General features: G+C 70.6%; 21 protein-coding genes. 5 read left to right on the top strand and 16 right to left on the bottom strand.

What is annotated here, in order from left to right:
* Entirely contained in the window at positions 1–492 is a 492-nt protein-coding gene (locus tag AC07PU_RS15025; RefSeq protein ID WP_208509048.1) for a glutathione peroxidase, read from the top strand.
* A gap of 3 nt (positions 493–495) precedes the next feature.
* On the opposite strand, the gene AC07PU_RS15020 is transcribed toward AC07PU_RS15025, so the two are convergent.
* Positions 496–915 (bottom strand): carboxypeptidase regulatory-like domain-containing protein, encoded by a 420-nt coding sequence (locus AC07PU_RS15020; protein ID WP_495318478.1) that lies wholly within the window; start codon positions 913–915, stop codon positions 496–498.
* 184 nt (positions 916–1,099) lie between these two features.
* Here AC07PU_RS15020 and AC07PU_RS15015 point away from each other — a divergent pair, with 184 nt between their 5' ends.
* Positions 1,100–1,327: a hypothetical protein gene (locus AC07PU_RS15015; RefSeq protein ID WP_208509050.1), complete on the top strand. Its 228-nt coding sequence runs from the start codon at positions 1,100–1,102 to the stop codon at positions 1,325–1,327.
* Positions 1,328–1,331: 4 nt separating this feature from the next.
* Here the strand turns inward: AC07PU_RS15015 and glcF are convergent, their stop codons facing one another.
* From glcF to AC07PU_RS14970, 9 genes are all read right to left on the bottom strand, one after another.
* Positions 1,332–2,567, bottom strand: coding sequence for a glycolate oxidase subunit GlcF (gene glcF / locus AC07PU_RS15010; protein WP_495318476.1), 1,236 nt, complete (start codon positions 2,565–2,567; stop codon positions 1,332–1,334).
* A 43-nt stretch (positions 2,568–2,610) separates the two neighbouring features.
* A complete protein-coding gene (locus AC07PU_RS15005) occupies positions 2,611–3,423 on the bottom strand; it encodes a YoaK family protein (RefSeq protein WP_490879628.1) in 813 nt (270 codons plus the stop codon).
* A gap of 9 nt (positions 3,424–3,432) precedes the next feature.
* A complete protein-coding gene (glcE, locus tag AC07PU_RS15000; RefSeq protein WP_495318473.1) occupies positions 3,433–4,563 on the bottom strand; it encodes a glycolate oxidase subunit GlcE in 1,131 nt (376 codons plus the stop codon).
* The gene (locus tag AC07PU_RS14995) at positions 4,563–6,065 is read right to left on the bottom strand and encodes an FAD-linked oxidase C-terminal domain-containing protein (protein WP_495318471.1); all 1,503 of its coding nucleotides are present in this window, start codon (positions 6,063–6,065) and stop codon (positions 4,563–4,565) included. Before AC07PU_RS14995 ends, glcE begins: the two co-directional genes overlap by 1 nt.
* Positions 6,066–6,199: 134 nt before the next feature.
* Complete coding sequence (locus AC07PU_RS14990; protein ID WP_057597344.1) at positions 6,200–7,093, bottom strand: LysR substrate-binding domain-containing protein; 894 nt, start codon at positions 7,091–7,093, stop codon at positions 6,200–6,202.
* A gap of 10 nt (positions 7,094–7,103) precedes the next feature.
* The gene (locus tag AC07PU_RS14985; RefSeq protein WP_495318469.1) at positions 7,104–8,033 is read right to left on the bottom strand and encodes an SMP-30/gluconolactonase/LRE family protein; all 930 of its coding nucleotides are present in this window, start codon (positions 8,031–8,033) and stop codon (positions 7,104–7,106) included.
* Between the two features lie 274 nt (positions 8,034–8,307).
* Positions 8,308–9,729: an ammonium transporter gene (locus AC07PU_RS14980; protein ID WP_495318467.1), complete on the bottom strand. Its 1,422-nt coding sequence runs from the start codon at positions 9,727–9,729 to the stop codon at positions 8,308–8,310.
* Between the two features lie 29 nt (positions 9,730–9,758).
* Positions 9,759–10,097, bottom strand: coding sequence for a P-II family nitrogen regulator (gene glnK, locus AC07PU_RS14975; RefSeq protein WP_057597341.1), 339 nt, complete (start codon positions 10,095–10,097; stop codon positions 9,759–9,761).
* Between the two features lie 66 nt (positions 10,098–10,163).
* On the bottom strand, positions 10,164–11,042 hold the full coding sequence (locus AC07PU_RS14970; protein ID WP_093343929.1) for a TorF family putative porin: 879 nt from the start codon (positions 11,040–11,042) through the stop codon (positions 10,164–10,166).
* Positions 11,043–11,256: 214 nt separating this feature from the next.
* Here AC07PU_RS14970 and AC07PU_RS14965 point away from each other — a divergent pair, with 214 nt between their 5' ends.
* Both AC07PU_RS14965 and AC07PU_RS14960 read left to right on the top strand, forming a co-directional pair.
* Positions 11,257–12,795 (top strand): YifB family Mg chelatase-like AAA ATPase, encoded by a 1,539-nt coding sequence (locus AC07PU_RS14965; RefSeq protein WP_495318464.1) that lies wholly within the window; start codon positions 11,257–11,259, stop codon positions 12,793–12,795.
* Between the two features lie 53 nt (positions 12,796–12,848).
* Positions 12,849–13,391, top strand: coding sequence for a cysteine hydrolase family protein (locus AC07PU_RS14960; protein ID WP_495318462.1), 543 nt, complete (start codon positions 12,849–12,851; stop codon positions 13,389–13,391).
* Between the two features lie 16 nt (positions 13,392–13,407).
* On the opposite strand, the gene AC07PU_RS14955 is transcribed toward AC07PU_RS14960, so the two are convergent.
* The 6 genes from AC07PU_RS14955 to tssJ all read right to left on the bottom strand — a co-directional run bounded on the left by AC07PU_RS14955 (position 13,408) and on the right by tssJ (position 23,262).
* The gene (locus AC07PU_RS14955) at positions 13,408–15,402 is read right to left on the bottom strand and encodes a serine/threonine-protein kinase (RefSeq protein ID WP_495318460.1); all 1,995 of its coding nucleotides are present in this window, start codon (positions 15,400–15,402) and stop codon (positions 13,408–13,410) included.
* Between the two features lie 28 nt (positions 15,403–15,430).
* Positions 15,431–16,147: a type VI secretion system-associated protein TagF gene (tagF, locus tag AC07PU_RS14950; RefSeq protein ID WP_495318458.1), complete on the bottom strand. Its 717-nt coding sequence runs from the start codon at positions 16,145–16,147 to the stop codon at positions 15,431–15,433.
* A complete protein-coding gene (gene tssM / locus AC07PU_RS14945; protein WP_495318456.1) occupies positions 16,147–19,827 on the bottom strand; it encodes a type VI secretion system membrane subunit TssM in 3,681 nt (1,226 codons plus the stop codon). Before tssM ends, tagF begins: the two co-directional genes overlap by 1 nt.
* Position 19,828: 1 nt before the next feature.
* On the bottom strand, positions 19,829–21,166 hold the full coding sequence (locus AC07PU_RS14940; RefSeq protein WP_495318923.1) for a DotU family type VI secretion system protein: 1,338 nt from the start codon (positions 21,164–21,166) through the stop codon (positions 19,829–19,831).
* 8 nt (positions 21,167–21,174) lie between these two features.
* On the bottom strand, positions 21,175–22,557 hold the full coding sequence (tssK, locus tag AC07PU_RS14935; protein WP_398494808.1) for a type VI secretion system baseplate subunit TssK: 1,383 nt from the start codon (positions 22,555–22,557) through the stop codon (positions 21,175–21,177).
* Positions 22,558–22,746: 189 nt separating this feature from the next.
* Positions 22,747–23,262: a type VI secretion system lipoprotein TssJ gene (tssJ, locus tag AC07PU_RS14930; RefSeq protein WP_093343917.1), complete on the bottom strand. Its 516-nt coding sequence runs from the start codon at positions 23,260–23,262 to the stop codon at positions 22,747–22,749.
* Between the two features lie 124 nt (positions 23,263–23,386).
* Between tssJ and AC07PU_RS14925 the strand changes: the two genes are divergently transcribed.
* Positions 23,387–23,803, top strand: a complete 417-nt coding sequence (locus AC07PU_RS14925; RefSeq protein ID WP_093343915.1) for a TssQ family T6SS-associated lipoprotein — start codon at positions 23,387–23,389, stop codon at positions 23,801–23,803.
* The last annotated feature ends 14 nt before the right edge of the window (positions 23,804–23,817 follow it).

Below are 23,817 nucleotides of genomic sequence, written 5' to 3'. Positions count from 1 at the left end.
ATGACCAGCGTCTACGACTTCGAGGCCAGACAGATCGACGGCCAGCCGGTGAGCCTCGCCGCCTACAAGGGCAAGGTGCTGCTCATCGTCAACACCGCGAGCAAGTGCGGCTTCACGCCGCAGTTCGCGGGCCTCGAGGAACTGCACGAGAAGTACGCCGGCCAGGGCCTCGCGGTGCTGGGCTTCCCGTCGAACCAGTTCGGCGGCCAGGACCCGGGCACCAACGAGGAGATCGGCGCCTTCTGCATGAAGAACTACGGCGTGAGCTTCCAGATGATGGAGAAGATCGACGTCAACGGCAGCGGCGCCGCGCCGCTGTACCAGTGGCTGGTGAAGGAGAAGCCGGGCCTGCTGGGCAGCACCGCCATCAAGTGGAACTTCACCAAGTTCCTGGTCGGGCGCGACGGCCAGGTGCGCAAGCGCTATGCGCCGCTCGACACGCCGGCCTCGCTCTCGCGCGACATCGAGGCGGCGCTCGCCGCCTCCGCCTGACGCTCAGTACCTGAAGCTCGCGGTCGTCGAGCCGCTGCCGACCGTGACGGCCTGGCTCTTCGACTCGCCGCCCTGGGTGGTCGCGACCACCGTGTAGCGGCCCGCGGGAATGTCGACCAGACAGACCGGCCCCGAGGCGCGCAGCGAGAGCGCGGCGGCGCCGTCCGCGCCCTTGATCTCGACCTGCAGGTCGGCCAGGTAGGCGCCGTCGGCACGCGCGAACAGCAGCGCCAGCGGATGTTCCTTCATCGCGGCGCGCATGGCCTTCGACTCGTCGGAGCCGATGCCGCCGCAGACGTAGCGCGTGGCGCCCTCGCCCTTCCAGGCGGGCATGGCGGATTGCGCCTGGGCGCTGGTGAAGGCACCGGCCGCGAGCGACAGGAAGGCGGCCGCGAACGCGGCACGGGTGGGAAAGCGGGACATGGGACGTACTCCTTGGCGCGATGGATGCAGAAATGATGCGCCGGCGCCACAGTCGAGCGAGTCGGACCAGGGCGCGGCAGCGTGTGCGGCGGTGGCGCAGCCGGCCGGAAGCGCCAGGACGACCGGAACCGCTACAGTCGGCGCTCCCGCACTTCCACGCCGCCGTCCTGGCGCCCGTCACGCCATGCGCCATCGCGCCACTCCGCTGATCCTCCTGGCCCTGGCGGCCGTTCTCGCCGGCTGCGCGACCCGCACCGCGCCGCGCGTGACCATGCTCGGCGACGGCGTGCTGCGCTCGCCGAGCCCCGAGGAGGCCGAGGCCTACTGCCGCAACTTCGGCGCGCCGCTGCGCTTCGTGCCGCCGACCAAGGGCCGCGCGCCGCAGGGCGAGGTCACCTACCGCTGCGATTGAGGGCTCAGCCGGCCGGCTGCAGCGCCGCGTCGAGCAGCTCGACCCAGTGCCGCACCGGCAGCTCGCCGCTGCCGCTCTGCAGGTGCGTGATGCAGCCGATGTTGGCCGAAGCGATCGCCACCGGCTGCAGCTGCTTGAGGTGGCCCAGCTTGCGGTCGCGCAGCGGATAGGCGAGCTCGGGCTGCAGCACCGAGTAGGTGCCGGCCGAACCGCAGCACAGGTGCGATTCGTTCATCGCCACGCGCACGTCGAAGCCCAAGGCACGCAGATGGGTCTCGATGCCGCCGCGCAGCTTCTGGCCGTGCTGCAGGGTGCAGGGCGGGTGGTAGGCGATGGTGCCGGGCGTCGCGCGCACGCGTGGCTTGAGCGCGGGCACCAGGTCGGGCAGCAGTTCGCCGAGGTCGCGCGTGAGCTCGCTGATGCGCGCGGCCTTCAGCCCATAGGCCGGGTCGTTGCGCAGCACGTGGCCGTACTCGCGCACGGTGACGCCGCAGCCCGAGGCGTTCATCACGATGGCCTCCACCTCGTTGCGTTCGACCAGCGGCCACCAGGCGTCGATGTTGGCGCGCATCTGCGCCTTGCCGCCCTCCTGGTCGTTGAGGTGGAACTTCACCGCGCCGCAGCAGCCGGCCTCGGGCGCGAGCACGGCCTGGATGCCGCCCGCGTCGAGCACGCGCGCGGTGGCGGTGTTGATGTTCGGCATCATCGACGGCTGCACGCAGCCCGCGAGCATCAGCACCTTGCGCGCGTGCGTGACCGTGGGCCAGGCACCGGCCGCCTGCTTCGCGGGCACCTTGGCCTTCAATGCCTCGGGCAGCAGGCCGCGCACCGACTGGCCCAGCTTCATCGCGGGGCCGAACAGCGGCGAGGGCAGGCCTTCCTTGAGCACCCAGCGCGTGGCCGACTCCATCGCGGGGCGCGGCACCTTCTCGTCGACGATGCGCCGGCCGATGTCGACCAGGTGGCCGTACTGCACGCCGCTCGGGCAGGTGCTCTCGCAGTTGCGGCAGGTCAGGCAGCGGTCGAGGTGCAGCTGCGTGCTGCGCGTGGGCGCCTGGCCCTCGAGCACCTGCTTGATCAGGTAGATGCGCCCGCGCGGGCCGTCGAGCTCGTCGCCGAGCAGCTGGTAGGTCGGGCAGGTGGCGGTGCAGAAGCCGCAGTGCACGCACTTGCGCAGGATGGCCTCGGCCTCGCGGCCGTCGTCGGTGCCGCGGAATTCGGGAGCGAGCTCGGTTTGCATCGTGGGATCGGTTCTTGTCGTTGTCTCGTGAAACTCGCCGGCCTCAGGGGCCGGAGGACGCGTCGTTCTTGCGCCGCGGGCGGATCGCGCCGAGCAGCTGGCGCAGATGGGCCGAACGCCGCACGTCCTCGATGAAGGGCGGCAGCGACAGCGCCAGCAGCAACGCCGCCAGCGGCACCACGCAGACGAAGCCGACGTAGGTGAAGCCGGCCGCGCCGACGATGCCGCCCGTGACGAACATGCCGACCAGCCCCGCGAACAGCCGCAGCCGCGCGGCGTTGTGGCGCACCGGTCCCGCCAGGGTTTCGCCGGGCTTCGCGCGGCGGTTCCAGTACAGCAGCTTGCCGAGCTCGATGCCGAGGTCGGTGAGGTTGCCGGTCATGTGGGTGGTGCGGATGCGGCCGCCCGAGGTCTTGGAGCCCACCGCGTTCTGCAGCCCCATGATGAAGGACAGCAGCAGCACCGTGAGCGGCACCGCGAAGGGCGTGTGCCAGGTCAGCGTGATCGCGCCCATCAGGCCGAAGGGCAGCATCAGCGCCGACTCGAGCAGCAGCGGCAGCGCATAGACGCTGCGCAGGTGGTGCTGGCGCGCCCAGTTGACCAGCAGCGCCGAGACCGCCGCTCCCGCCACGAAGGCCAGGATCGCGCCCAGCGCATTGAGCAGCAGGGTCGCGTTGCCGAGCACCAGGCCGTCGGCCACCTGCGAGGTGAAGCCGGTCATGTGCGAGGTGTACATGTGCAGCACCAGGAAGCCGCCCGCATTGACGGCGCCGGCGTTGAACGCGAGCAGCAGGCCGAGCATGTGGTTGGTCGAGGGCGCGCGGTGGCGGCCGGTGAGAAAGCGCAGGCGCCGCATGGGGGTCGTTCAGTCGAAGGCGTGGAGCCGGCCGCGGTCGAACACGGCATGCGGATCGAACTCGCGCATCAGCGCGCGGTGGATGCGCTCGACCGCGGGCTCGAGCCGGTCGAAGCGCGGCGCCGCGGCCTCGTGAGCTTCGCCGTGCGCGGGCAGGCGGAACAGCGTCGCATGCCCGCCCGCCGCGCGCGCGGCCTCGCGGATGCGCGCGGCCGCGGCCGGCGTGGGCGGTGCCTTGTACCAGCGCTGGCCGCCATGCCATTCGACCAGCGGCGCGCCGAATGCCTCGAGCCCCAGCACCGGCGCGGTCTGCGGCACCGACAGGCGCCATAGCGCATCGGGCCCGGCCGCGGTGTCGAACCACGGCAGGCTCTGCTCGCGCAGCGACTGCCAGTCGGCCGCGGCGCGCTCCTTGTCCTTGCGTTCGCCGCCGAGGTGCGTGCACGCGGCCTCGACCGCCGCCACCGCGCCGCGCAGCCGCAGGTAGAGCGCGCCGGTGCCCGCGTACTCGAACCAGCAGCTCGCGTTGAGCGGCAGCGGCCGGCCGCCCCATTCGTTGAGCAGCCGCAGCGCATCGGCCTGGTCGCACGCGAACTCCAGCGTGGCCTCGGCCGGCGGCACCGGCAGCACCTTGAGGCTGACCTCGGCGATCAGGCCCAGCGTGCCGAGCGAACCCGCGAGCACGCGCGAGACGTCGTAGCCCGCCACGTTCTTCATCACCTGGCCACCGAAGCTCAACACCTCGCCGCGGCCGTTGACCAGCGTGGCGCCGAGCACGTAGTCGCGCACATTGCCCACGCTGGCGCGCGACGGGCCCGCGAGGCCCGCGGCGACCATGCCGCCGACGGTCGCATCTGCCGCGAAGTGCGGCGGCTCGAAGGCCAGGCACTGGCCCTTCTCGGCCAGCGCCGCCTCGAGCTCGGCCAGCGGCGTGCCCGCGCGCACGGTCACGACCAGCTCGCTGGGTTCGTAGCTCGCGATGCCCGCGAGCGCGCGCGTGTCGAGCAGCTCGCCGCGCGGCGCCTCGCCGTAGAAGTCCTTGCTGCCGCCGCCGCGGATGCGCAGCACGGTGCCGTCGGCGGCCGCGGCGCGGATGCGCTCGACGGCCTGGCCCAATGCGTGGTCGATGCCGCTGCTCATCAGAACCTCGGCAGCTCGGGATGCGGCAGCCGGCCGCCGCGCACCACCTGCTTGCCGTACTCGGCGCAGCGCTGCAACGTGGGGATCACCTTGCCGGGGTTCAGCATCCCCTCGGGATCGAAGGCGCGCTTGACGCCGAACATCTGCTCGTTCTCGGCGGCCGTGAACTGCACGCACATGCTGTTGAGCTTCTCCACGCCCACGCCGTGCTCGCCCGAGACGGTGCCGCCCATCGCGACGCTGGTCTCGAGGATGTCGGCGCCGAACAGCTCGCAGCGGTGCAGCTCGTCGGGGTCGTTGGCATCGAACAGCACCAGCGGATGCAGGTTGCCGTCGCCCGCGTGGAACACGTTGCAGCAGCGCAGGCCGTACTTCTGCTCCATCGCCTGGATCGCGAGCAGGATGTCGGCCAGCCGCTTGCGCGGGATGGTGGAGTCGAGGCACATGTAGTCGGGGCTGATGCGGCCCGAGGCCGGGAAGGCGTTCTTGCGCCCGCTCCAGAAGCGCATGCGCTCGTCCTCGCTGTTGCTGACCGCGATGGCGGTGGCGCCGCAGCCGCGCAGCACGGCTGTCATGCGGCCGATCTCCTCCTCGACCTCCTCGGGCGTGCCGTCGGATTCGCACAGCAGGATGGCGGCTGCGTCGAGGTCGTAGCCCGCGTGCACGAAGTCCTCGACGGCGGCGGTCATGGGCTTGTCCATCATCTCGAGCCCCGCGGGGATGATGCCCGCGGCGATCACCGCGGCCACCGCGTCGCCGGCTTTGCGCACGTCGTCGAAGCTGGCCATGATGCAGCGCGCCAGCTGCGGCTTGGGCACCAGCTTCACCGTGACCTCGGTGGTGACGGCGAGCATGCCCTCGCTGCCGATCACCAGCGCCAGCAGGTCGAGGCCGGCGGCATCGAGCGCCTCGCTGCCGAACGCCACCGGCTCGCCCTCGGCCGTGAAGCCGCGCACCTGGAGCACGTTGTGCAGCGTGAGGCCGTACTTGAGGCAGTGCACGCCGCCCGAGTTCTCGGCCACGTTGCCGCCGATCGAGCAGGCGATCTGGCTCGAGGGATCGGGCGCGTAGTAGAGGTTGTAGGGCGCGGCGGCCTCGCTGATGGCGAGGTTGCGCACGCCGCACTGCACGAGCGCGGTGCGCGCGACCGGGTCGATCTTGAGGATGCGATTGAACTTGGCGAGCGACAGGGTCACGCCCATCTCGTGCGGCATGGCGCCGCCCGACAGCCCCGTGCCCGAGCCGCGCGCCACCACCGGCACGCCCAGCCCGTGGCAGGTGCGCAGCACGGCCGCCACCTGGTCCTCGGTCTCGGGCAGTGCCACCACCAGCGGCCGCTGGCGGTAGGCCGTGAGGCCGTCGCACTCGTAGGGCGTGGTGTCCTCGGCATGCCAGATCAGCGCGTGCGCCGGCAGGTGGGCCTGCAGCGCGCGCACGACCTGCGACTGGCGTTCTGTCTTCTGGAGCGACGCATGCTGCGTCGGGCTCGGGGGCGCGTTCATGGGCGAAGTCTCTTCTCGGTGTTCTTCTGCGGATGGCTGGCGGGGGCCGGCCCCCCACTCTAAGGAAATGCGCGGCCTCCGGGTTGAAGGATTTTTGCGGCGGACTTGAGGAATCTTCGCCGCGCCGCACGGGCTCAGCGCAGCGCCTGCACCAGCCAGTCGGCGAAGGCCGCGCACTCCCAGCGCTCGAGCGCGCCCGGCTGCCAGCACAGCGTGTGGCGGTGCGGCGAGCGCACGGCATGCTCCGACAGCGCCACCAGCCGGCCCGACTCGAACCAGGCCGCGCCCATCTTCTGGCGCACCAGCGCAACGCCGAAGCCGCTGGCGGCCGCGTCGTAGACCAGGCCCAGGTCGTTGAACTGCGAGCCCAGCTGCGGCTCGGGCTGGTCGATGCCGCAGCTCGCGAACCAGGTGCCCCAGGGCTCGAGCGGGCTGCGGATCAGCCGCGCGGCCGCGATCTCGGCCGCGGTGCGGAAACCGTGGAACGGGCCGAACTCGTTGAGGTAGCTCGGGCTGCAGGCCGGCACCACCAGTTCCTCGAGCAGCGGGCGGTGCTCGCAGTCGGCGTAGTTGCCGCCGCCGTAGCGCACCTCGAGGTCGGCCGGCTCCGCGGTCACGTCGAGCAGCGGGATCGACACCTGCAGCACCAGGTCGATGTCGGGATAGATGTTGCGGAACAGTTCGAGCCGCGGCATGAGGAACTGGCGGCTGAAGGTCGGCGTGACCGCGAGCCGCAGCCGCGTGGCCGCGCGCTGGCCCGCCGCCGCGCTGGCGCCGCCCGCATGCGCCTGCAGCGCCGCCAGGCCGGTGCGCACGTTGGCGAGATAGGCCGCACCGTCGGCCGTGAGGCTGAAGTCGCCGCGGCCGAACAGCTTGAAGCCCACGTGCGACTCGAGCTGGCGGATGCGGTGGCTGACCGCGCTGGCGGTCACGCAGAGCTCGTCGGCCGCGCGGCCTGCATGGCGCAGCCGCGCCAGCGCCTCGAAGGTCACGAGGCACTGGATCGGCGGGATGTGCTGCAGGGCCATGCGGCGCGGGCTAGTCCTCGAAGAAATGGACCGGCAGGCCGGGCGTCTCGACGCGCATCGACAGCACCATGCCCGAGGCGGGTTTCTGCGCCAGTTCGGCATCGGGCCGGCCCTTGCGCGCGGTGGTGACGAACAGCGTGCGCAGGTCGTCGCCGCCGAAGCAGGGCATGGTCGGGCACTGCACCGGCAGCGCGAAGGCGGCCACGACCTCGCCCGAGGGCGCGAGGCGCAGCAGCTGCGCGCCCTCGAACATCGCGACCCAGTAGTGGCCCTCGGCATCGACCGTGGCGCCGTCGGGCCGCCCGCCGTAGGCCAGCGCCGAGCCGGGCGCCCAGCCTTCGGGCTTGGCGTCGAACCGCTTGAAGACGCGGCCGTGCGAGAGCGTGTTGTGCGCCGCGTCCCAGTCCCAGGCGCGCACCGCGTGGGCCGGCGTGTCGGCCCAGTAGAGCGTGCGCGCGTCGGGCGAGAACGCGAGGCCGTTGGCCGTGGTCACGCCCTCGGCCATCTGCGAGAGCATCGGCGACTGGCCGTCGTCGCGGCGCGCGTCGAGGCAGTAGAGCGCGGCATTGGCCCGGTCCTTCGCCTCGTTGATGCTGCCGGCCCAGAAGCGGCCGAGCGCGTCGCACTTGCCGTCATTGAAGCGCATGGTGGCCGCGTCGTGCTCCACGCGCGCGATCGCGGCCAGCGCGCCGCCCCATGCACGCGCGCGGTAGATGCCGTCGCGCAGCGCGATCACCAGGCCGCCGCTGCGCGCGGGCGCCATGCAGCCGGGTTCGGTCGGCAGGTCCCAGCGCTCGACCGCGCCGCCGGCGCCGATCTCGCCGCGCGTGCGCAGCACCGCGCGGCCGGGAATGTCGAGCCAGTACAGGGAACGTTCCTGCGGGTGCCAGAACGGCGATTCGCCGAGGGCGCTGAGGCTGTTGTCCAGGGGGGTCCACATGACGGGGATTGTGCCCCCGCGCCACGGTCCGCCGCTGTCGGACCGCACCGGGCCGCGCCGGGTCGAGGACAAAAAAAAGCCCGCTCGCACCGGAGTGCTTGCGGGCTGAACATCCAAAGGAGACTCTCGCTGAAAAAATGGGCTTCAGGAAACCTTGGAAGGACCTTGGAAGGACCTTGGAAAAACAGGGTGGTGGTCTGGTGGTGGACCGCGGGTCCCTTCCTCTGGAGCGAGGAACCCGCGGTGTCCTTGTCGCGTGTCGGAGCTTGTCCGATCAGCGGTTGTAGGCGGTTTCGCCGTGCGACGAGATGTCGAGGCCTTCGCGCTCTTCCTCTTCGGTCACACGCAGGCCGAGCACCAGGTCGGCGATCTTGAAGGCGATGAACGCCACGACGCCGGACCAGACGATGGTGAACAGCACGCTCTTGATCTGGATCCAGACCTGGGCGCCCATCGAGAAGGTGTCGGGGGTCAGGCCGCCGGTGCCGCCGAGGCCCTGGGCCGCGAACACGCCGGTCAGGATGGCACCCAGGATACCGCCCACGCCGTGGACGCCGAACACGTCGAACGCGTCGTCGGCACCGAGCATGCGCTTGAGACCGCCCACGCCCCAGAGGCAGACCAGGCCGGCCAGCAGGCCCAGCACGATCGAACCCATCGGGCCGACGAAGCCGGCGGCGGGGGTCACTGCGACGAGGCCGGCGACGGCGCCCGAGGCGGCACCCAGCATCGAGGCCTTGCCCTTGTGCAGGCTCTCGCCCAGGATCCAGGACAGCGCGGCGGCGGCGGTGGCGAGCACCGTGTTCACGAAGGCCAGGCCCGCGGCGGCGTTGGCGGCACCCGCCGAGCCGGCGTTGAAGCCGAACCAGCCGACCCACAGCAGCGAGGCGCCGACCATGGTGAGCGTGAGCGAGTGCGGCGTGAAGGCTTCCTTGCCGTAGCCGACGCGCTTGCCGATCATGTAGGCACCGACCAGGCCGGCCACGCCGGCGTTGATGTGCACCACGGTGCCGCCCGCAAAGTCGAGCGCGCCGTCCTTGCCGAGCAGGCCGCCGCCCCAGACGATGTGGGCCATCGGCACGTAGGCGAAGGTGAACCACAGCACCGAGAACAACAGCACGGCCGAGAACTTGGCGCGTTCGGCGAAGGCGCCGACGATCAGCGCCACGGTGATGGCGGCGAAGGTGCCCTGGAACGCGACGAACACGTACTCGGGGATCGTCGTGAGCGCACCGAAGGTCTCCTGCGACACGCCCTTGAGGAAGATCTTGTCGAAGGTACCGACGAAGCTTCCTTCACCCGTGAAGGCGAGGCTGTAGCCGTAGATGGCCCACAGGATGCTGATCAGCGAGAAGATCACGAAGACCTGCATCAGCACCGACAGCATGTTCTTCGAGCGGCCCAGGCCGCCGTAGAACAGCGCGAGGCCGGGGATGGTCATCAGGATCACGAGCAGCGTGGAGGTCAGCATCCAGGCGGTGTCGCCCGAATCGACCTTGGGTGCCGGTGCCGCGGCCGGTGCGGCGGCGGGCGCAGCGGCAGCCGGTGCCGCTGCGGCGGGCGCCGCGGCCGGTGCCGAGGCCTCGGCGGCCGGCGCCGAAGCGGCGGCGGCGGGCGCGGGCGTCTGCGCGAAGCCGGTGGTGCCGGCGGCAAGCACGCTCAAGCCGAGCGCGAGGGAGACAAGCAGTTTTTTCATGGACGTTGTTCTTTCGGGCCTGGACTCGATCAAAGGGCTTCGCGGCCCGTTTCGCCGGTGCGGATGCGCACGACCTGCTCGAGGTTGTAGACAAAGATCTTGCCGTCGCCGATCTTGCCGGTGCGCGCGGCGCCCTCGACGGCTTCGATCACGCGTTCGACGAGGTCATCCGAGACCGCCGCCTCGATCTTGACCTTGGGCAGGAAGTCGACGACGTACTCCGCGCCGCGGTAGAGCTCGGTGTGGCCCTTCTGGCGGCCGAAACCCTTGACCTCGGTGACGGTGATCCCCTGCACGCCGATGGCCGAGAGGGCTTCGCGCACTTCGTCGAGCTTGAACGGTTTGATGATGGCTGTGACCAGCTTCATGAGTTGCTCCTTTGGATGGAAAGAATTCGCGCGGCAGCATGGGCCGCGCCTCGTTGTGTTGCGTGCTTACAGCGTCTTCGTCAGCGTGAGGATGAAGCGCGGCTTGTTGGGCGAGTAGACCTGCTGCACGGTGTAGAAGCCGAAGTCGTACAGCGGGCCGGCCGCGACGTTGAACGCGTCCTTCTTGTTCGCGCCCTGCACCGAGCCGGTGAGCGTGAGACCGCCGCCGAAGTCGTAGGTGGCGCCGACGTTGTAGTCGACGTAGTTCTTCGCGGCCGTGTTGTGGCGGATGTCGCTGGAGAAGCGGGTGAAGCCCACGGCGGCCTTGAGCGTGACCTTGGGCACGATCTCCTTGCTGTAGCTCAGGTTCAGGTAGCCGGTGTTGCGGCCCTTGAGGCCCGAACCGTTCTTGTTGCCGGCGTAGCCGAAGTAGTCCTTCGACACCGTGTGCGAGTACTTGGCCGTGAACGAGCCGAAGGTTTCGTTGGCGTAGGTGGCCGCGCCGTAGAGCTCGGTGGTGTTGCCGAGGGAGTTGCCCGGGTAGATGTAGGTGAGCGCACCGACGTCCATGTCCAGCGGGCCGGCCTTGAACTTGTAGCCGCCGTACAGGTCGACCTCGACGCTGTTGCCCTTGAGCCAGTTGACGCTGGAGTTCCAGTTGCCGACATAGAAGCCGCTCTCGCCGAAGGCGTAGTCGAAGCCGCCCTGGATGGCGGGCTTCACGCCGCGGGTCTTGGCGAAGTCGTCCCGGCCGATCATGTCCTGGTCCTGGCCGCGGAACTTGTAGTTCGTGGTCAGCGAGATGTTGGCCGTGATCGGGGAAGCAGCGGGTGCCGCGGCAGGCGCCGCCGCAGCGTCTGGGGTGGCCTGCGCCAGGGCGGCGCCCGACGTGGTCAGGGCGGTGGCCAGGACGATCAGGGCCTGGGCGGCGGAACGGTGCGTCATCGGGAACTCCTCGCAAGTAGTGTTGTGGAACCTGATGACCCTCAAAGCAGGGAGCGTGCCAAAGTGCACATCCCCCGGTGACCGGTTGAAGCGCGCCCAAGGAAGCCAGCCAAAAATGGTTACAAGCGCAAGGCTTTGTGCCTTGCACCGAAAAAAGAACAAGACGCCCGCGACGACCGGAATCGGGCGCACCAATATAGGGAGGAAGCAGAGAATGAGTCTGTCTTTGGTGCAAAGCCGCGCCTTGCTCGGGCTGGAAGCGGCCAGTGTCACGGTCGAGGTGCATCTGGCCAACGGCCTGCCGAGCTTCACGCTGGTCGGGCTGGCCGAGACCGAGGTCAAGGAAGCGCGCGAACGCGTGCGCTCGGCCATCCAGAACGCCGGGCTGGAGTTCCCGCACAACAAGCGCATCACCGTCAACCTGGCGCCGGCCGACCTGCCCAAGGACTCGGGCCGCTTCGACCTGCCGATGGCGCTGGGCATCCTCGCGGCCAGCGGCCAGATCGAGGGCGCGCGGCTCGCGGGCCACGAGTTCGCGGGCGAACTCTCGCTGTCGGGCGAGCTGCGGCCGGTGCGCGGCGCGCTCGCGATGGCGCTCGCGCTGCACACGCGCGGCATCGCCACCCGGCTGGTGCTGCCCACGCCCAGCGCCGACGAGGCCGCGCTGGTGCCCGGCGGCGAGGTCTACGGCGCCAGGCACCTGCTCGACGTGGTGCGGCGCTTCCTGCCGGCCGACGCGCAGGCGGGCCTGGAGGCGGACGACGAGGGCTGGTCGCGCGCCCATGCGTCCACGCAAGCCCATGCCCCCGCCTATGCCGACATGGCCGACGTGAAGGGCCATGCCGGCGCCAAGCGCGCGCTCGAAATCGCCGCGGCCGGCGGCCACAGCCTGCTGATGATGGGCGAGCCGGGCTCGGGCAAGTCGATGCTGGGCCAGCGCTTCGCCGGCCTGCTGCCGCCGATGCGCATCGATGAAGCACTCGAGAGCGCCGCCATCGCGAGCCTCGGCGGCCGCTTCTCGACCGAGCGCTGGATGCACCGGCCGACCGCGTCGCCGCACCACACCTCGAGCGCGGTGGCGCTGGTCGGCGGCGGTTCGCCGCCGCGGCCCGGCGAGATCTCGATGGCGCACCACGGCGTGCTGTTCCTCGACGAATTCCCCGAGTTCTCGCGCGCCGCGCTCGAGGCGCTGCGCGAGCCGCTCGAGACCGGCACCATCACCATCGCGCGGGCCGCGCGGCGGGCGGATTTTCCGGCGCGCTTCCAGCTCATTGCCGCGATGAACCCCTGCCCTTGCGGTTTTCTGGGCGCGCCCACGAAAGCCTGCCGCTGCACGCCCGACCAGGTGGCGCGCTACCAGCGCAAGCTCAGCGGCCCGCTCCTGGATCGCATCGACCTGCACATCGAAGTGCCCGCGGTGTCGGCGCAGCAACTGCTCGATGCGCCCGCGGGCGAGACCACGGCCGCCATCCGCGCGCGCGCAGCCGCCGCGCGCGAACGCGCGATCGAACGCCAGGGCCGGCCCAACCAGGCGCTGCAGGGCGCCGACATCGATCGCCATGCGTCGCTCGGCGACGAGGCGCGCCGCTTCATGCACACGGCCGCCGCCCGGCTCGGCTGGTCGGCGCGCAGCACGCACCGCGCGCTCAAGGTGGCGCGCACCATCGCCGATCTCGCGGGAGCGGCAGTGATCGAGACGGCGCACGTGGCGGAGGCGGTGCAGTACCGGCGGGCGCTGCAGAAGGGCCTGTAGCGCCCCGCGCATCGCTTAGAGTGCGGCGCAGTCCCGCTCACTCCAGGCCCGCCATGACAAACCGCGCCCTCCTCGTCATCGACATGCAGAAAGGCATGCAGGAACCGCGCGCGGGCCGCCGCAACAACCCCGGCGCGGAAGCCCAGGTGCAGCGCCTGCTCATGCACTGGCGCGACAGCGGCCGCCCCGTGGTCCATGTGCGCCACATGTCGCGCTTCGCCGAGTCGGTGTTCTTCCCGGGCCAGCCCGGCGCTGAATTCCAGGACGCGCTGGCACCGCTGCGCGCCGAGCACGTGGTCGAGAAGAACGTGACCGATGCCTTCACGCACACGGGCCTCGAGCGCTGGCTGCGCGTGCGCGGCATCGAGGCGCTCGTGGTGGTCGGCGTGGCCACCAACATGTCGGTCGAGGCCACGGCGCGCACGGCGAGCTGCCTCGGCTTCGCGGTCACGGTGGTGTCCGATGCCAGCTTCGCCTTCGACCGCGCGGGCATCGATGGCGCCACTTTCGGCGCGGAGCAGGTCCACGCGATGGCGCTGGCCAACCTGCAGGGCGAGTACGCCCAGGTGGTGACGGCAGCCAGCCTGCTCGGCTGACCGCCGCCTTCGCCCCTTACTTGAACTCGTGGCTCACCACCGGCGCTGACTTGCTGTCCTGCACCGTCACGCGCTGCCGGTAGACCTCGAGGTCGCCGTTGCGCACCTCGATGTTGTAGATGCCGGGGCGCAGCGACAGCGACTTGAGCGGCGGGCTCACGCCGCGGTCGGCGCCGTCGACGAAGACCTGGCCCCAGGGCCGGATGTTGAGCGTCACGCGGCCCATGCCGGCCGCGGCGCCCGGCACCGGCGGAACCGCCGTGCCGCCCGCGACCGGAGGCACGGCACCCGGCGCACCCGGCACGCCGGGCGTGCCCGGCGGCACGGTGCCCACCACCACGGGCTGCGTGGAGGCCGGCTGCGCGAGCCGGTTGAGTTCGGCGATGGCATTGCGCGCATCGCGCGCATGCGGGCCGCGGCGGTAGCGGCGCAGGTAGGCCTCGTAGCCCTCGCGCGTGTTCTCGGCCTGCGCGAGGTTCCAGTCCTCGGCCTCGCTGATCGCCAGCGCGGGCTCGGGCGGCGGGCTCGCGGGCGTCACGGGCACGTTGTCGAGCGGGCTCAGCGCGCCGTTGCTGCCCGGCGCGGTGGCCGGCGGCACGGCGGTCGGCGAGTTGCCGCCGGTGGGCGCGGCCGCGACGCCGGCACCGCCATCGGTCGACGGCGGCTGCGAGGCGGCGGGCACCGTGGCCGAGGCCGGCGCGGCGGGCGGCATCACGGCGGGCGGCGAGGCGGGGTTCGACATCGGCGCGCCCGGCGGCGGCACCGGCGGTGCCATCGCGGTGCTGGTGGGCGGCGGCGACTGCGTGATGCGCAGGCCGATCCAGCTGCCGACCGCGACCAGCGCCACCAGCAGCACGCCGACCAGGCCCCAGCGCGGCAGCGCGGACTTCTTCGCGGGCCGGCGCGCGGCCGGCGCGCGGGCCGGCGGCGCGACCGGCGGCGGCGCCTCGAAGGGCGCGGGCGCGGAGACCGGCGCATACGACTCGGGCAGCGCGACGGGCACCACGGGCGCCGCTGCCGGCGCAGGCACCGCGGCCACGCCCGCCGCGTGCACCGGCGCCGCGAGCCCGCCCACGTAGATGTCGCCGAGCTTGGTGAGACCGAGTTCGGCCGCGAAGGCCGCCACGGTCTGCGTGCGGTCCTTGCTGTGCACGGCCAGCGTGTGGTCGACCGCGGCGCAGAAGGCCGGGCTCAGGTCGGGCCGATTCAGGCTCGCGAGCGGCACGTAGGCGTCCTGCACGCTGCGCACCACGGCCGAGGGCGGCGGGTGGCCGGTGACGGCGCGATAGAGCACCGCGCCCAGCGCGTAGAGATCGGTCCAGGCGCCCTGCAGCAGCGTGTTGTCGTCGGCGTACTGCTCGATCGGCGAGTAGCCCGACTTCACCATCACCGCCACCTCGTCGACCAGGTCGGCGATCGACTTGCGCGCGGCGCCGAAATCCAGCAGCACCGGCAGGCCGTCCTGCTGGATGAAGATGTTGTCGGGCGCGATATCGCGGTGGAAGCAGCCGCTGCGGTGCAGCGTCTCGAGCGCGCCGAGCAGCGGCCCGAGCATGCCGAGCAGCCAGGCTTCGGAGATGGTGCCGGGCTCCTCGTCGGCCAGCCGGCGCAGGGTGCGGCCCTTGTAGAGCTGGATCGCCATGTAGGCGGTCGAGTTCGATTCCCAGAAGCGATGCACGCGCACCAGCGCCGGGTGGCTGAACTGCGCGAGCGTGCGCGCCTCGTTGATGAAGCTGCGCAGCCCGGCCTGGAAGGTGGCCGTGAGCCGGTCCGAACGCACGTGCACGCTGTCGTCGCCGATGCGCCGCGCGAGCATCGAGGGCATGTACTCCTTGATCGCAACCTCGCGCTGCAGCGAGTGGTCGTAGGCCCGGTAGACGATGCCGAAGCCGCCTTCGCCGATCACCTCGAGCAGCTCGAACTCGTCGAGCCGGTGGCCAATGGCCAGCGGGTGGGGCCGCTCCTGCGGGTCGGTGCCCACCGGAGGGCCGGTGCGTCCTTCCGTCGTCATTCTTGTTCCTCCTCATGCATCGGGACTCTCACGCCCATGGCACGTGCCCCTGGGAAAAAAGCTTCGAGAACAGCGGCGTGTTGAGCCCGCCGCCATGCGCCGCGGTCCGCAGCGGCGAGCCGTCGGCCTGGTTGGTCCACCAGTAGCTCGTGCTTCCGAACGCGTCGAAGCACAGTGGAAGCTCCGGCCAGCCCAGCCGCTGCTGGGCGCCCTCGCCCGCCGACGTAGGCCCGAGGATCGAAAGGATGTCGTCCGAGCCGCCACTGGCCGGCTGGAAGCCACCATGGCCCGCGGCCAGCACCTGCGCGTCGAACTGCTCGGGCGCCACGCCATGGCGGATCGCCTGCAGCATGGCGTTGCCGCAGCGCCAGTACCAGGCGGCCGCGCCCTCGAGCACCGCGGGCCGGTAGGCGCGCGTATCCACCTGCAGGCTCACGCACACCGGGTAGTAGCGGCCCACGCGGTCGCAGCTCGGCGCGATGCAACCGAACTGCACCGCGTTCACGCCCTGCGTGGCGGGGATCGCGAAGTTCCACACCGGCGCCACCGCGTAATGCCGCGTCATGGCGTCGGGCCAGCGCTTGAAGGCGCCCAGGCCGTTCTGCATCCAGCGATCCCACCAGGCTTGCAGCTCGCGCGACATGCGCCGGTGCAGGAAGTCGCCGGCCGCAGGCAGCTTGCCGTACCAGCCGACCTGCTCGTCGCCCGGCACCCAGGCCGGCTGCGCCGCCGCGCCGGAGTTCATCACGAGCGCCCCGGGCACGAGAAGCCGCTCATCTGCGACAGCCGCAGCGGGTTGTAGACGCTGTTGGCGGTCACGTTGAGCACCACCTTGCGGCCCTGCAGGTCGAAGCTGGCATTGAACGACTCGCTCGAGCCGCCCGGCGAGATCGAGGCCTTGTCGAACAGCCGGTGCAGCGCCCACGGGCCCTCGGTGACGATGCCGCCGGCCGGCGTGCCGCTCGAGGTCGTGACCTGCAGCCGCACCTGGTTGCTGTTGCGCGGACCGGGCCACTTGACGGTGGTGGGCGCCTGCGGCCCGTGCGCGTAGCGCACCGTCTGGCCGTCGATGTCCAGCGTCATCTGCGTGAGGCCGGCGTCCATGTCCTCGGGCCGGATGTCGATCGAGAACGAGGGCGTGCGCCCGCCCGCCATGCCCGAGAAGAACACGTCGCGGATCGCCTGCGCCTTCTGGAACGCATCGAGGTAGGACGAGCGGCCCGAGGCGCTGCCGTCGACGCCGCGCTTCCAGGTCCACGGGTTGCTCGAGGTGTCGACCTGCGTCATGAGGTTCTTCTGGAAGAAGTCGTCCATCATCCCGCCCGGCGCGAACAGGTTGGCGAAGTCGCCCGCGGCCACGTCGCGGCTGGAGCCGCGCGAGAACGGATAGCGCCCCGCGATCGCCTGGTTGCAGAAGTTGCCGATGGTGGCGGCCGCGTTCTGCCCGATGTTCTGGCGCGTGACCGCGGCCGCCTTCGACGAGGCGGTGGCCGAGAGGTCGTTGAGCATGCCCTGGAACGGCACCGGCATGCGGCCGGCCTCGGCCTGCACCTTGGTCACGGCGTCGCTGGTCGGCGGGATGTTGCCGCTGCGCAGCGCGGTGTCGGTGGCCGTGAGGTAGTTGTAGAGCTCGTTGATCAGCGCGGCGGTGGCATCGATCGGTGCCTGCCCGCCCTGCTTGGGCGCGGTCACCATGCGGCGCAGCGGCTCGAAGTGGTTGTCCACCAGCGACTCGGGCCGGTCGGGCACGGTGTTGCGGCGCTGGCTGCCGTCGGGCTGGCCGATCAGCTGCTCGATGCGCTCGCGCGTGGTCTGCACGCGGTTCTGCGCCTGGTCGAGCAGGCTGCGCGCGGCCTCGTCGTGGTTGCGCAGCAGGTCGGTCTCGCGCGCGGCGCCGCGGATGATGCGCGACATCGGCGACTCCGAGGTCGAGAGCACGCGCGTCATCTGGATGCTCTGCAGCAGCGAGCGGCTGTCGGCCAGCCGGATGTCGGCCAGGTAGTCGTCCCAGACCCGGATGTAGTCGGTGAGATAGAGCCGGCGCACCTCGCGCAGCAGCAGTTCGCGCGAGGTGATGTCGGTGATGCCGGGCGCGCGGATCTGCAGCACCCAGCGGTCCTCCTGCTCGAGCGCGAGCGTGGTCTCGGCCATGCGCTTGTCGAAGATGTCCCAGTAGCCGCGGTAGGTGAACAGCGTGGGGATGCCGTCGGTCAGCGGCTTGCCGCTGGCGCGCCGCACCACCAGCGCCGACTCGGCGCCGCCGGCCTCGGCGATGGTGAAGGCATTGGGCTGGCTGGTCTGCAGCAGGATGCGGCGCAGCCGCGCGTACGAGCGCTGCGCCAGCGGCACGCCCGCGAGGCGCTCGCGCGTCTCGGTGATCAGGCGCTCGTCCTTGGCGAACGGCGAACTCACGACGCGGCCGCCGAACAGCGCCTTCAGGTGCGACTCGAGGTTGGTGCGCTGCTCGCGCGTGAGCGCGGCGCCGACCTTGCGGTCCACGTCGGTCAGCAGCCAGGCCTGCAGGAAGTCGGCGTCGTAGCGCTCGGCGTCGTACAGCATCAGGTAGGCCTTGAGCGCCTCGTAGCTGTACTCGGGGTTGTTCTTCGAGGCCTCGCGCAGCGACTGCTCCACGCGCTGCGCGGCCTGCGGCAGCAGCACGCTCTCGAGCGCGCGCTGGTAGACGCCATCGGTCGCGGCCTGCAGCTTCTCGCCCTGGTAGAGGCCGAAGCGGTAGCTGACGGGCGGATCGCCGATGTCGAACTTCTCCGACTTCGGCAGGTCGCGCAGCCGGTCGAGGATCAAGAGCGAACTCGCGAGGTCGCCGCTCGAGTCGACCACGGTCGGCAGCTCGCCGCGCGCCGCGGCGCGGTTGAAGGACTTCGCGTTGCCGTCGACCTCGGCCACGTACTCCTTGTTGTTGTGCCAGCTGTTGACGCAGGCGCCCAGCAGCGCCACCAGCAGCACGCCGATCACGCTGTAGCCCACCAGGTCGGCCGCGCGCTTGCGCCGGTACCAGCGCAGGTTGGTGCCGGCCACGCCCGCGTCGCGGAAGATCACCTGCTGCAGCAGCTCCTTGAGGAAGTAGCTCTTGCCCGGGCCCGGCGGCGGCGCCGGCGGCGCGTTGACCTGCAGGTAGCGCTTGATCGCGCCCATCACGCGGTCGAAGGCCGTGCCCTCCTGCGTGCCGCTGGTGAAGTAGACGCCGCGCAGCATCGGCGCGGTCTCGAACTTGGACGGGTTGAAGACGTCGGCCAGGAAGGTGCCGAGGATGTCCTCGAAGCTCGCGAACTGCTGCGGCAGCAGGTAGGCCTGCGCGCGGCGCATCGGGTCGGGCTCGGCGGCCAGCAACTCGGGCAGGCGCTCGTCGAGCCGCTGGTGCAGCAGCCGGTACTCCTGCTGGAAGCGCTCGCGCAGGTCGCTGCCCTCGAGCGTGGTGGCGGTGCCCGCGCGCTGGTCGCCCTTGGCGGGTTTGGCACTGGCGGCGCTCGCATCGATCGGGAAGGTGAAGCCCCAGACCTGTGCGCGCTCGGCGCGGCTCAGGCCGCCGAAGTACTCGTTGAAGCCGGCCAGCAGGTCGGCCTTGGTCACCATCACGTAGACCGGGAAGTTGATGCCCAGGTCGTTGCGCAGCTCGAGCAGCCGCTTGCGCAGCGCCATCGCATGGCGCGCGCGCTGCGCGTCGTCGGCCAGCGGCAGGTCGGCGATGCTGATGGTGAGGATCGCGCCGTTAATCGGCTGGCGCGGACGGAACTTCTTGAGCAGCTCGAGGAAGCCCTTCCACTCGCCCTCGTCGGTCTCGCGGTTGCTCTCGTGCGTGGTGTAGCGCCCCGCCGTGTCGATCAGCACCGCGTCGTTGGTGAACCACCAGTCGCAGTTGCGCGTGCCGCCGATGCCGCGCACCGCGGCCTTGCCGAGCTGGTCGGCGAGCGGGAAGTCGAGGTCGGAGTTGACCAGCGCCGTGGTCTTGCCCGAGCCCGGCGCGCCGATGAAGATGTACCAGGGCAGCTGGTAGAGGTACTGGCGGTCGAAGATCGAGAAGCGGCCCGCGGCCTTGCCCTCCTCGCCCGGCCCGAAGCGCATGTTGCGCAGGATCGAGGTGGCGTCGTTGAAGCCGGTCTGCAGCTCCTTGATCTCGGGCGCCTCCTCGGGCTTGGCCTCCTTCTCCTTCTTGGAGGGCGTGCGCAGCTGGTTCAGCAGCTGCGCGTTGAGGCGGCGCTCGCGCCACTTTCGGTAGGCCACGCGCACCAGCCAGATCGCGAACATCAGCGCGATCACGACGATGCGCACGAACTCGCTCTCGAGCGGGCGGTAGCGGCCGACCGCGATCACCGGGCCGATGATCCAGATCAGGAAGGCCAGCGCGACCAGGCCGAAGAAGACCCAGAGGTCGCGGCTGATCAGGAAACGGAAGAACGCGCGCAGCATCTCAGCGTCCTCCCTGCGGTGCCACCGGCGCGACCAGCAAGGTCACTTCCACGCGGCGGTTGCGCGCGCGGTTGGCCGGCGAGTCGTTCGGCACGATCGGGTCGGCATCGCCGCGGCCCTCGGCGCGCAGCCGGTCGGGGCGCGTCATGCGCGCGCCGATCATCTTGCGCACCGAGTCGGCCCGCGCCTGCGACAGGTGCCAGTTCGACGGGAAGCGCACGCTGCGGATCGGCTGGTCGTCGGAGTAGCCGTTGATCAGCACGCTGCCATCGACCGCGTTGAGCGCCTCGGCCACGCGGTTGAGCACCGGCACGTAGCGGTCGAGCACCTTGTCGGCGCCCGAGGCGAACAGGCCGTCGCCGCGCAGGATCACCACGCTGCGGTCGGCCTCGTCGCGCACGCTGACCAGGCCCTCGCGGATCTCGGCCTCGAGGAAGCGCTGCAGCCGCGGCTGCGGCGCGGGCTGCGCCACCGCGCGCTGCGTCTGCGGCAGGCGCACCGCGTTGATCGCCGAGAAGGCGCCATCAGAGGCGCCGCCGAGGTTGAAGGTCAAGAGCGCGAAGGCGATCATCAGCAGCACCGCGGCCACCGCGCCCACGGCCCACACCGGCAACCAGTTGCGCGTGCGGCGCACCGGCGCGCTGGTGTCCTGCCAGTGCGGCGACAGCGGCTGCGCGATCTCGCCGCGCGTCTGGCGGATGATCTGCAGCAGGCGCTGCTTGAGGGTCTCGAGCTGCGAGCGGCCGTTGTCGATGACACGGAAGCGCCCCTCGAAGCCCATCGCGAGGCAGAAGTAGATCAGCTCGATCAGCTGCAGGTGCTGCTGCGGGTTCTGCACCAGGCGCGAGAGCAGCTGGAAGAACTTCTCGCCGCCCCAGGTCTCGTTGTGGAACATCACCAGCAGGCTCTGCGAGGACCAGATGCTGCCGCCCCAGGGCGTGAGCGCGGCCGCCTCGTCGACGGCGGTGCACAGGCAGTAGCGCGCGCCGATGATGACCTCGGGCGAGATGCCGCTGTGCTGCGCGCGCGTCTCGAAGCGGCGCACCTCGTCGACCAGGTGCTCGCGCAGCTGCGCGGGCGAGTCGTGATGGCCGGTGGCGCGGATCTGCGGGATCAGGTCGAGCAGCGGATTGGCCGCGGCCACCAGCGGGTTGTTGCCGGCCAGCGCGGTGTCGCCCGCATGCGGGCGCCGCGTGTCGTGGAAGGCGGTGAAGGCCTGCGGCTGCTCGCCGAGGCCGCGCGGCGCGTTCAACGGGTTGTTGCCGCCGTTGCTGCCGCCGCCCGGATTCGGCGGCACGAAGCCGCCCGGCCCAACGGCCACGTCGTTGATGCCGTTCATGCGATCGCTCACGGACGGATGGCCCAGAACTCCATGGCCAGGCCGGGGAACTCGCCGGCCAGGTGCATGGCCACGCCGCCCGACTTCTCGAGCTGGCGCCACATGTCGCCGCTCTTGTCGAGCTCGAAGTAGTGGTAGCCCGCGTTGTAGGGAATCTGCCGCGGCGCCACCGGCAGCGGCCGCACGGTCACGCCCGGCAGCTGCAGCTGCACCAGGTCGCGGATGCGCTCGACCGAGCCGATCTTCACCTGCGTGGGGAAGCGCTGCTGGATCGCATCGGCCGGCAGGTCGGCATGCACCGCGAGCACGAAGCCGGCGTTGCGCACCAGCACCGGGTCGGGCATGCGGCCCACGCGCACGCCGTGGCTGCGTTCCTCGAGCTCGATCGCGATCGCGCTCTGCTCGAGCACCGCCGACAGCGAGCGGCGCAGCTCCTCCATCAGCGGGCGGATGCTCTCGTTGAGGTTGTCGTGGTCGTACACCGGCCACACCACGGGCCGCCGCGTGGGCGAGGTGTGCGTGGCCAGGTGGCAGGCGAGCTTGAACCAGTCGATGAACAGTTCCTCGGGATGCACCTGCACCGCCTGCTGCGCGTGCCAGGTGAGCGCGAGGTATCGGTTCACGAGCTCGAGCAGCAGGAAGTCGGAGACCTCGCTGACGCCGCCGCGCCCCGGCTGCGACAGGCGCGAGGCCAGCGCCTCGGAACGCTGCGTGAGCAGGCCGTGCAGCTCGGCCACCATGCTGCGCAGCATCGGCTGCGCCGACACGTCGAGCACCGGCGGGATGTAGTTGGCGTCGATCACCAGCTTGTGGTCGGTGCGGCGCTCGATCACGCGCAACGCGCCGATCGCCTGCCACTCCGCGGTGAGCGACGAGGCGCGCACCAGCCGCAGCCGCGGCGCCGCGAGCTGCAGCACCGCCGGGCCCAATGCAACTGCGTTGCCATCGGCGACTTCGCGCTCGACCACGTGGAAGCGCGCGGCCGAGGTCGTGTCCTCCGCGAAGATGACTTCCTCGCCGCCGGGCCGGCGCAGCGGCAGCGCGAGCACCACGAGTTCGTCGGTCAGGTCGCCGGGCACGTCGTAGGGAACGGGCGCGTCCTCGACGCCGAAGGAGAACGGCGTGCCATCGGGCATCACGCCCGCGCCGCCGAGCAGCGAGACGCGGCCCAGCGCATGCGCATCGCGATCGATGTCCAGGTGCAGCCAGCCCCAGTACGCACCCTGCAGCCCCGCGGTGCGGCGCGTCACGTACTGCTCGACATAGCGCTCCAGTTGCTGGAAGTGCTGCGGCCGCAGGTACATGCCCTCGGACCACACCACGCGATTCGCCAATGCCTGCGGATGGGCGCCCGTTCTGCTGATGGCGCCCGGATTGCGAACTGTCACCAAAGAAAACCTCCTGGAGTGCGGCCACTGTCGTGCGGGCGGTCCATCGTTGCGACGGCCTCCCTGCATGGGCGCAATGCGTGTCGATGCTACACGGCGATGTTTACGATTTGCACCGTTTTTGCAGCGTCGAGGTGTCGGCCTACGTGCGGCGCACTTTCGTACTAGGGCGTGCGCGCAAGTGCTACGAAATCACGTAGTCGGCAACAGTTCGATACCGCTCTTGCGGATCACGATGCGAACCTTTTGTTCACTCGGAGAGAACTGCCAGACCTTGTAGAGGTTCGTCTGCTTGGGCTCCTTGAGCGGCAGCACGAGGCGCCAGCGTGCGTTCTCGAGCTTGCGGTAGCCCGCGATCACGCCGATGGCGCGCGAATCGAGGCCGGCCTCGCGCTTGAAGGTGCGCTCCTCGCCGCTGCGCAGAATGGCCTGGTCGGCATTCACGAGTTCGGCCGCGAGCGTCTCGCGATCGCGGTCCTGCAGTGCAAAGTAGTCAGCCGTTTCGAAGTTGCCCGAGGACTTGAGCTCGAAGACCTTCACGAGGATCGGCGCGGCCTGCCCGCGGCCATCGGGATTGACGCCGTCGTCGACCTTGATCGACACCGCGTAGGGCGTGGGCATGGACTTGGCCGTCGATGCACAGCCGCCGAGTCCGGCGAGCCATGGCGACGTCACGATCGCACTTCGCAACAGGGTTCGTCGATGCATGGGTTCTCCATCGAAGTTCGCACCTATAGTATCGAGACGTCATGCAGGGCCGATGTCGGCCGACGTGCCGTCATATCGATGCGGCACAGTATCCAGGCTTAACTTTGCAAGGCAGGAGAGAAGATTGAAGTCATTGCTGTGCGCTCTGTTGATCCCGCTCTTTCTGATCGCAGGCTGCGACACCACGCCGAAGGCCCCCGTCGATCCAGGCCCGCCGCAACCCGAACGCCTGAGCCAGCAGGTCGCGCGCACCACGCTCGAACGCGCGCAGCAGGCCTATGACGACGGCGACTACGCGAAGGCCATCTCCACGCTCAAGAGCGGCGGCGTGTCGGTGTTCGATGCGGCCGAGCCCACCACGCGGCTCGCCGCGATGAAGCTCGAGGCCTTCAGCTATTGCGTGGCCAACCAGTTGCCCGAGTGCCGCACGCAGTTCCTCAAGATCCTCGACGCCTTCCCCTCCTTCGATCTCAGCATCGCCGAGCGCAAGCATCCCGTGTGGGGCCCCGCGTTCGAAGCCGCCAAGAAGATGAAGCGCTGACGGGCCTCCCGCGC

The sequence above is a fragment of the Variovorax sp. GW821-FHT10D07 genome, from assembly GCF_059415325.1.
The sequence above is the reverse complement of the archived record's forward strand: the minus strand, read 5'-3'. Positions and strand labels throughout refer to the sequence as shown.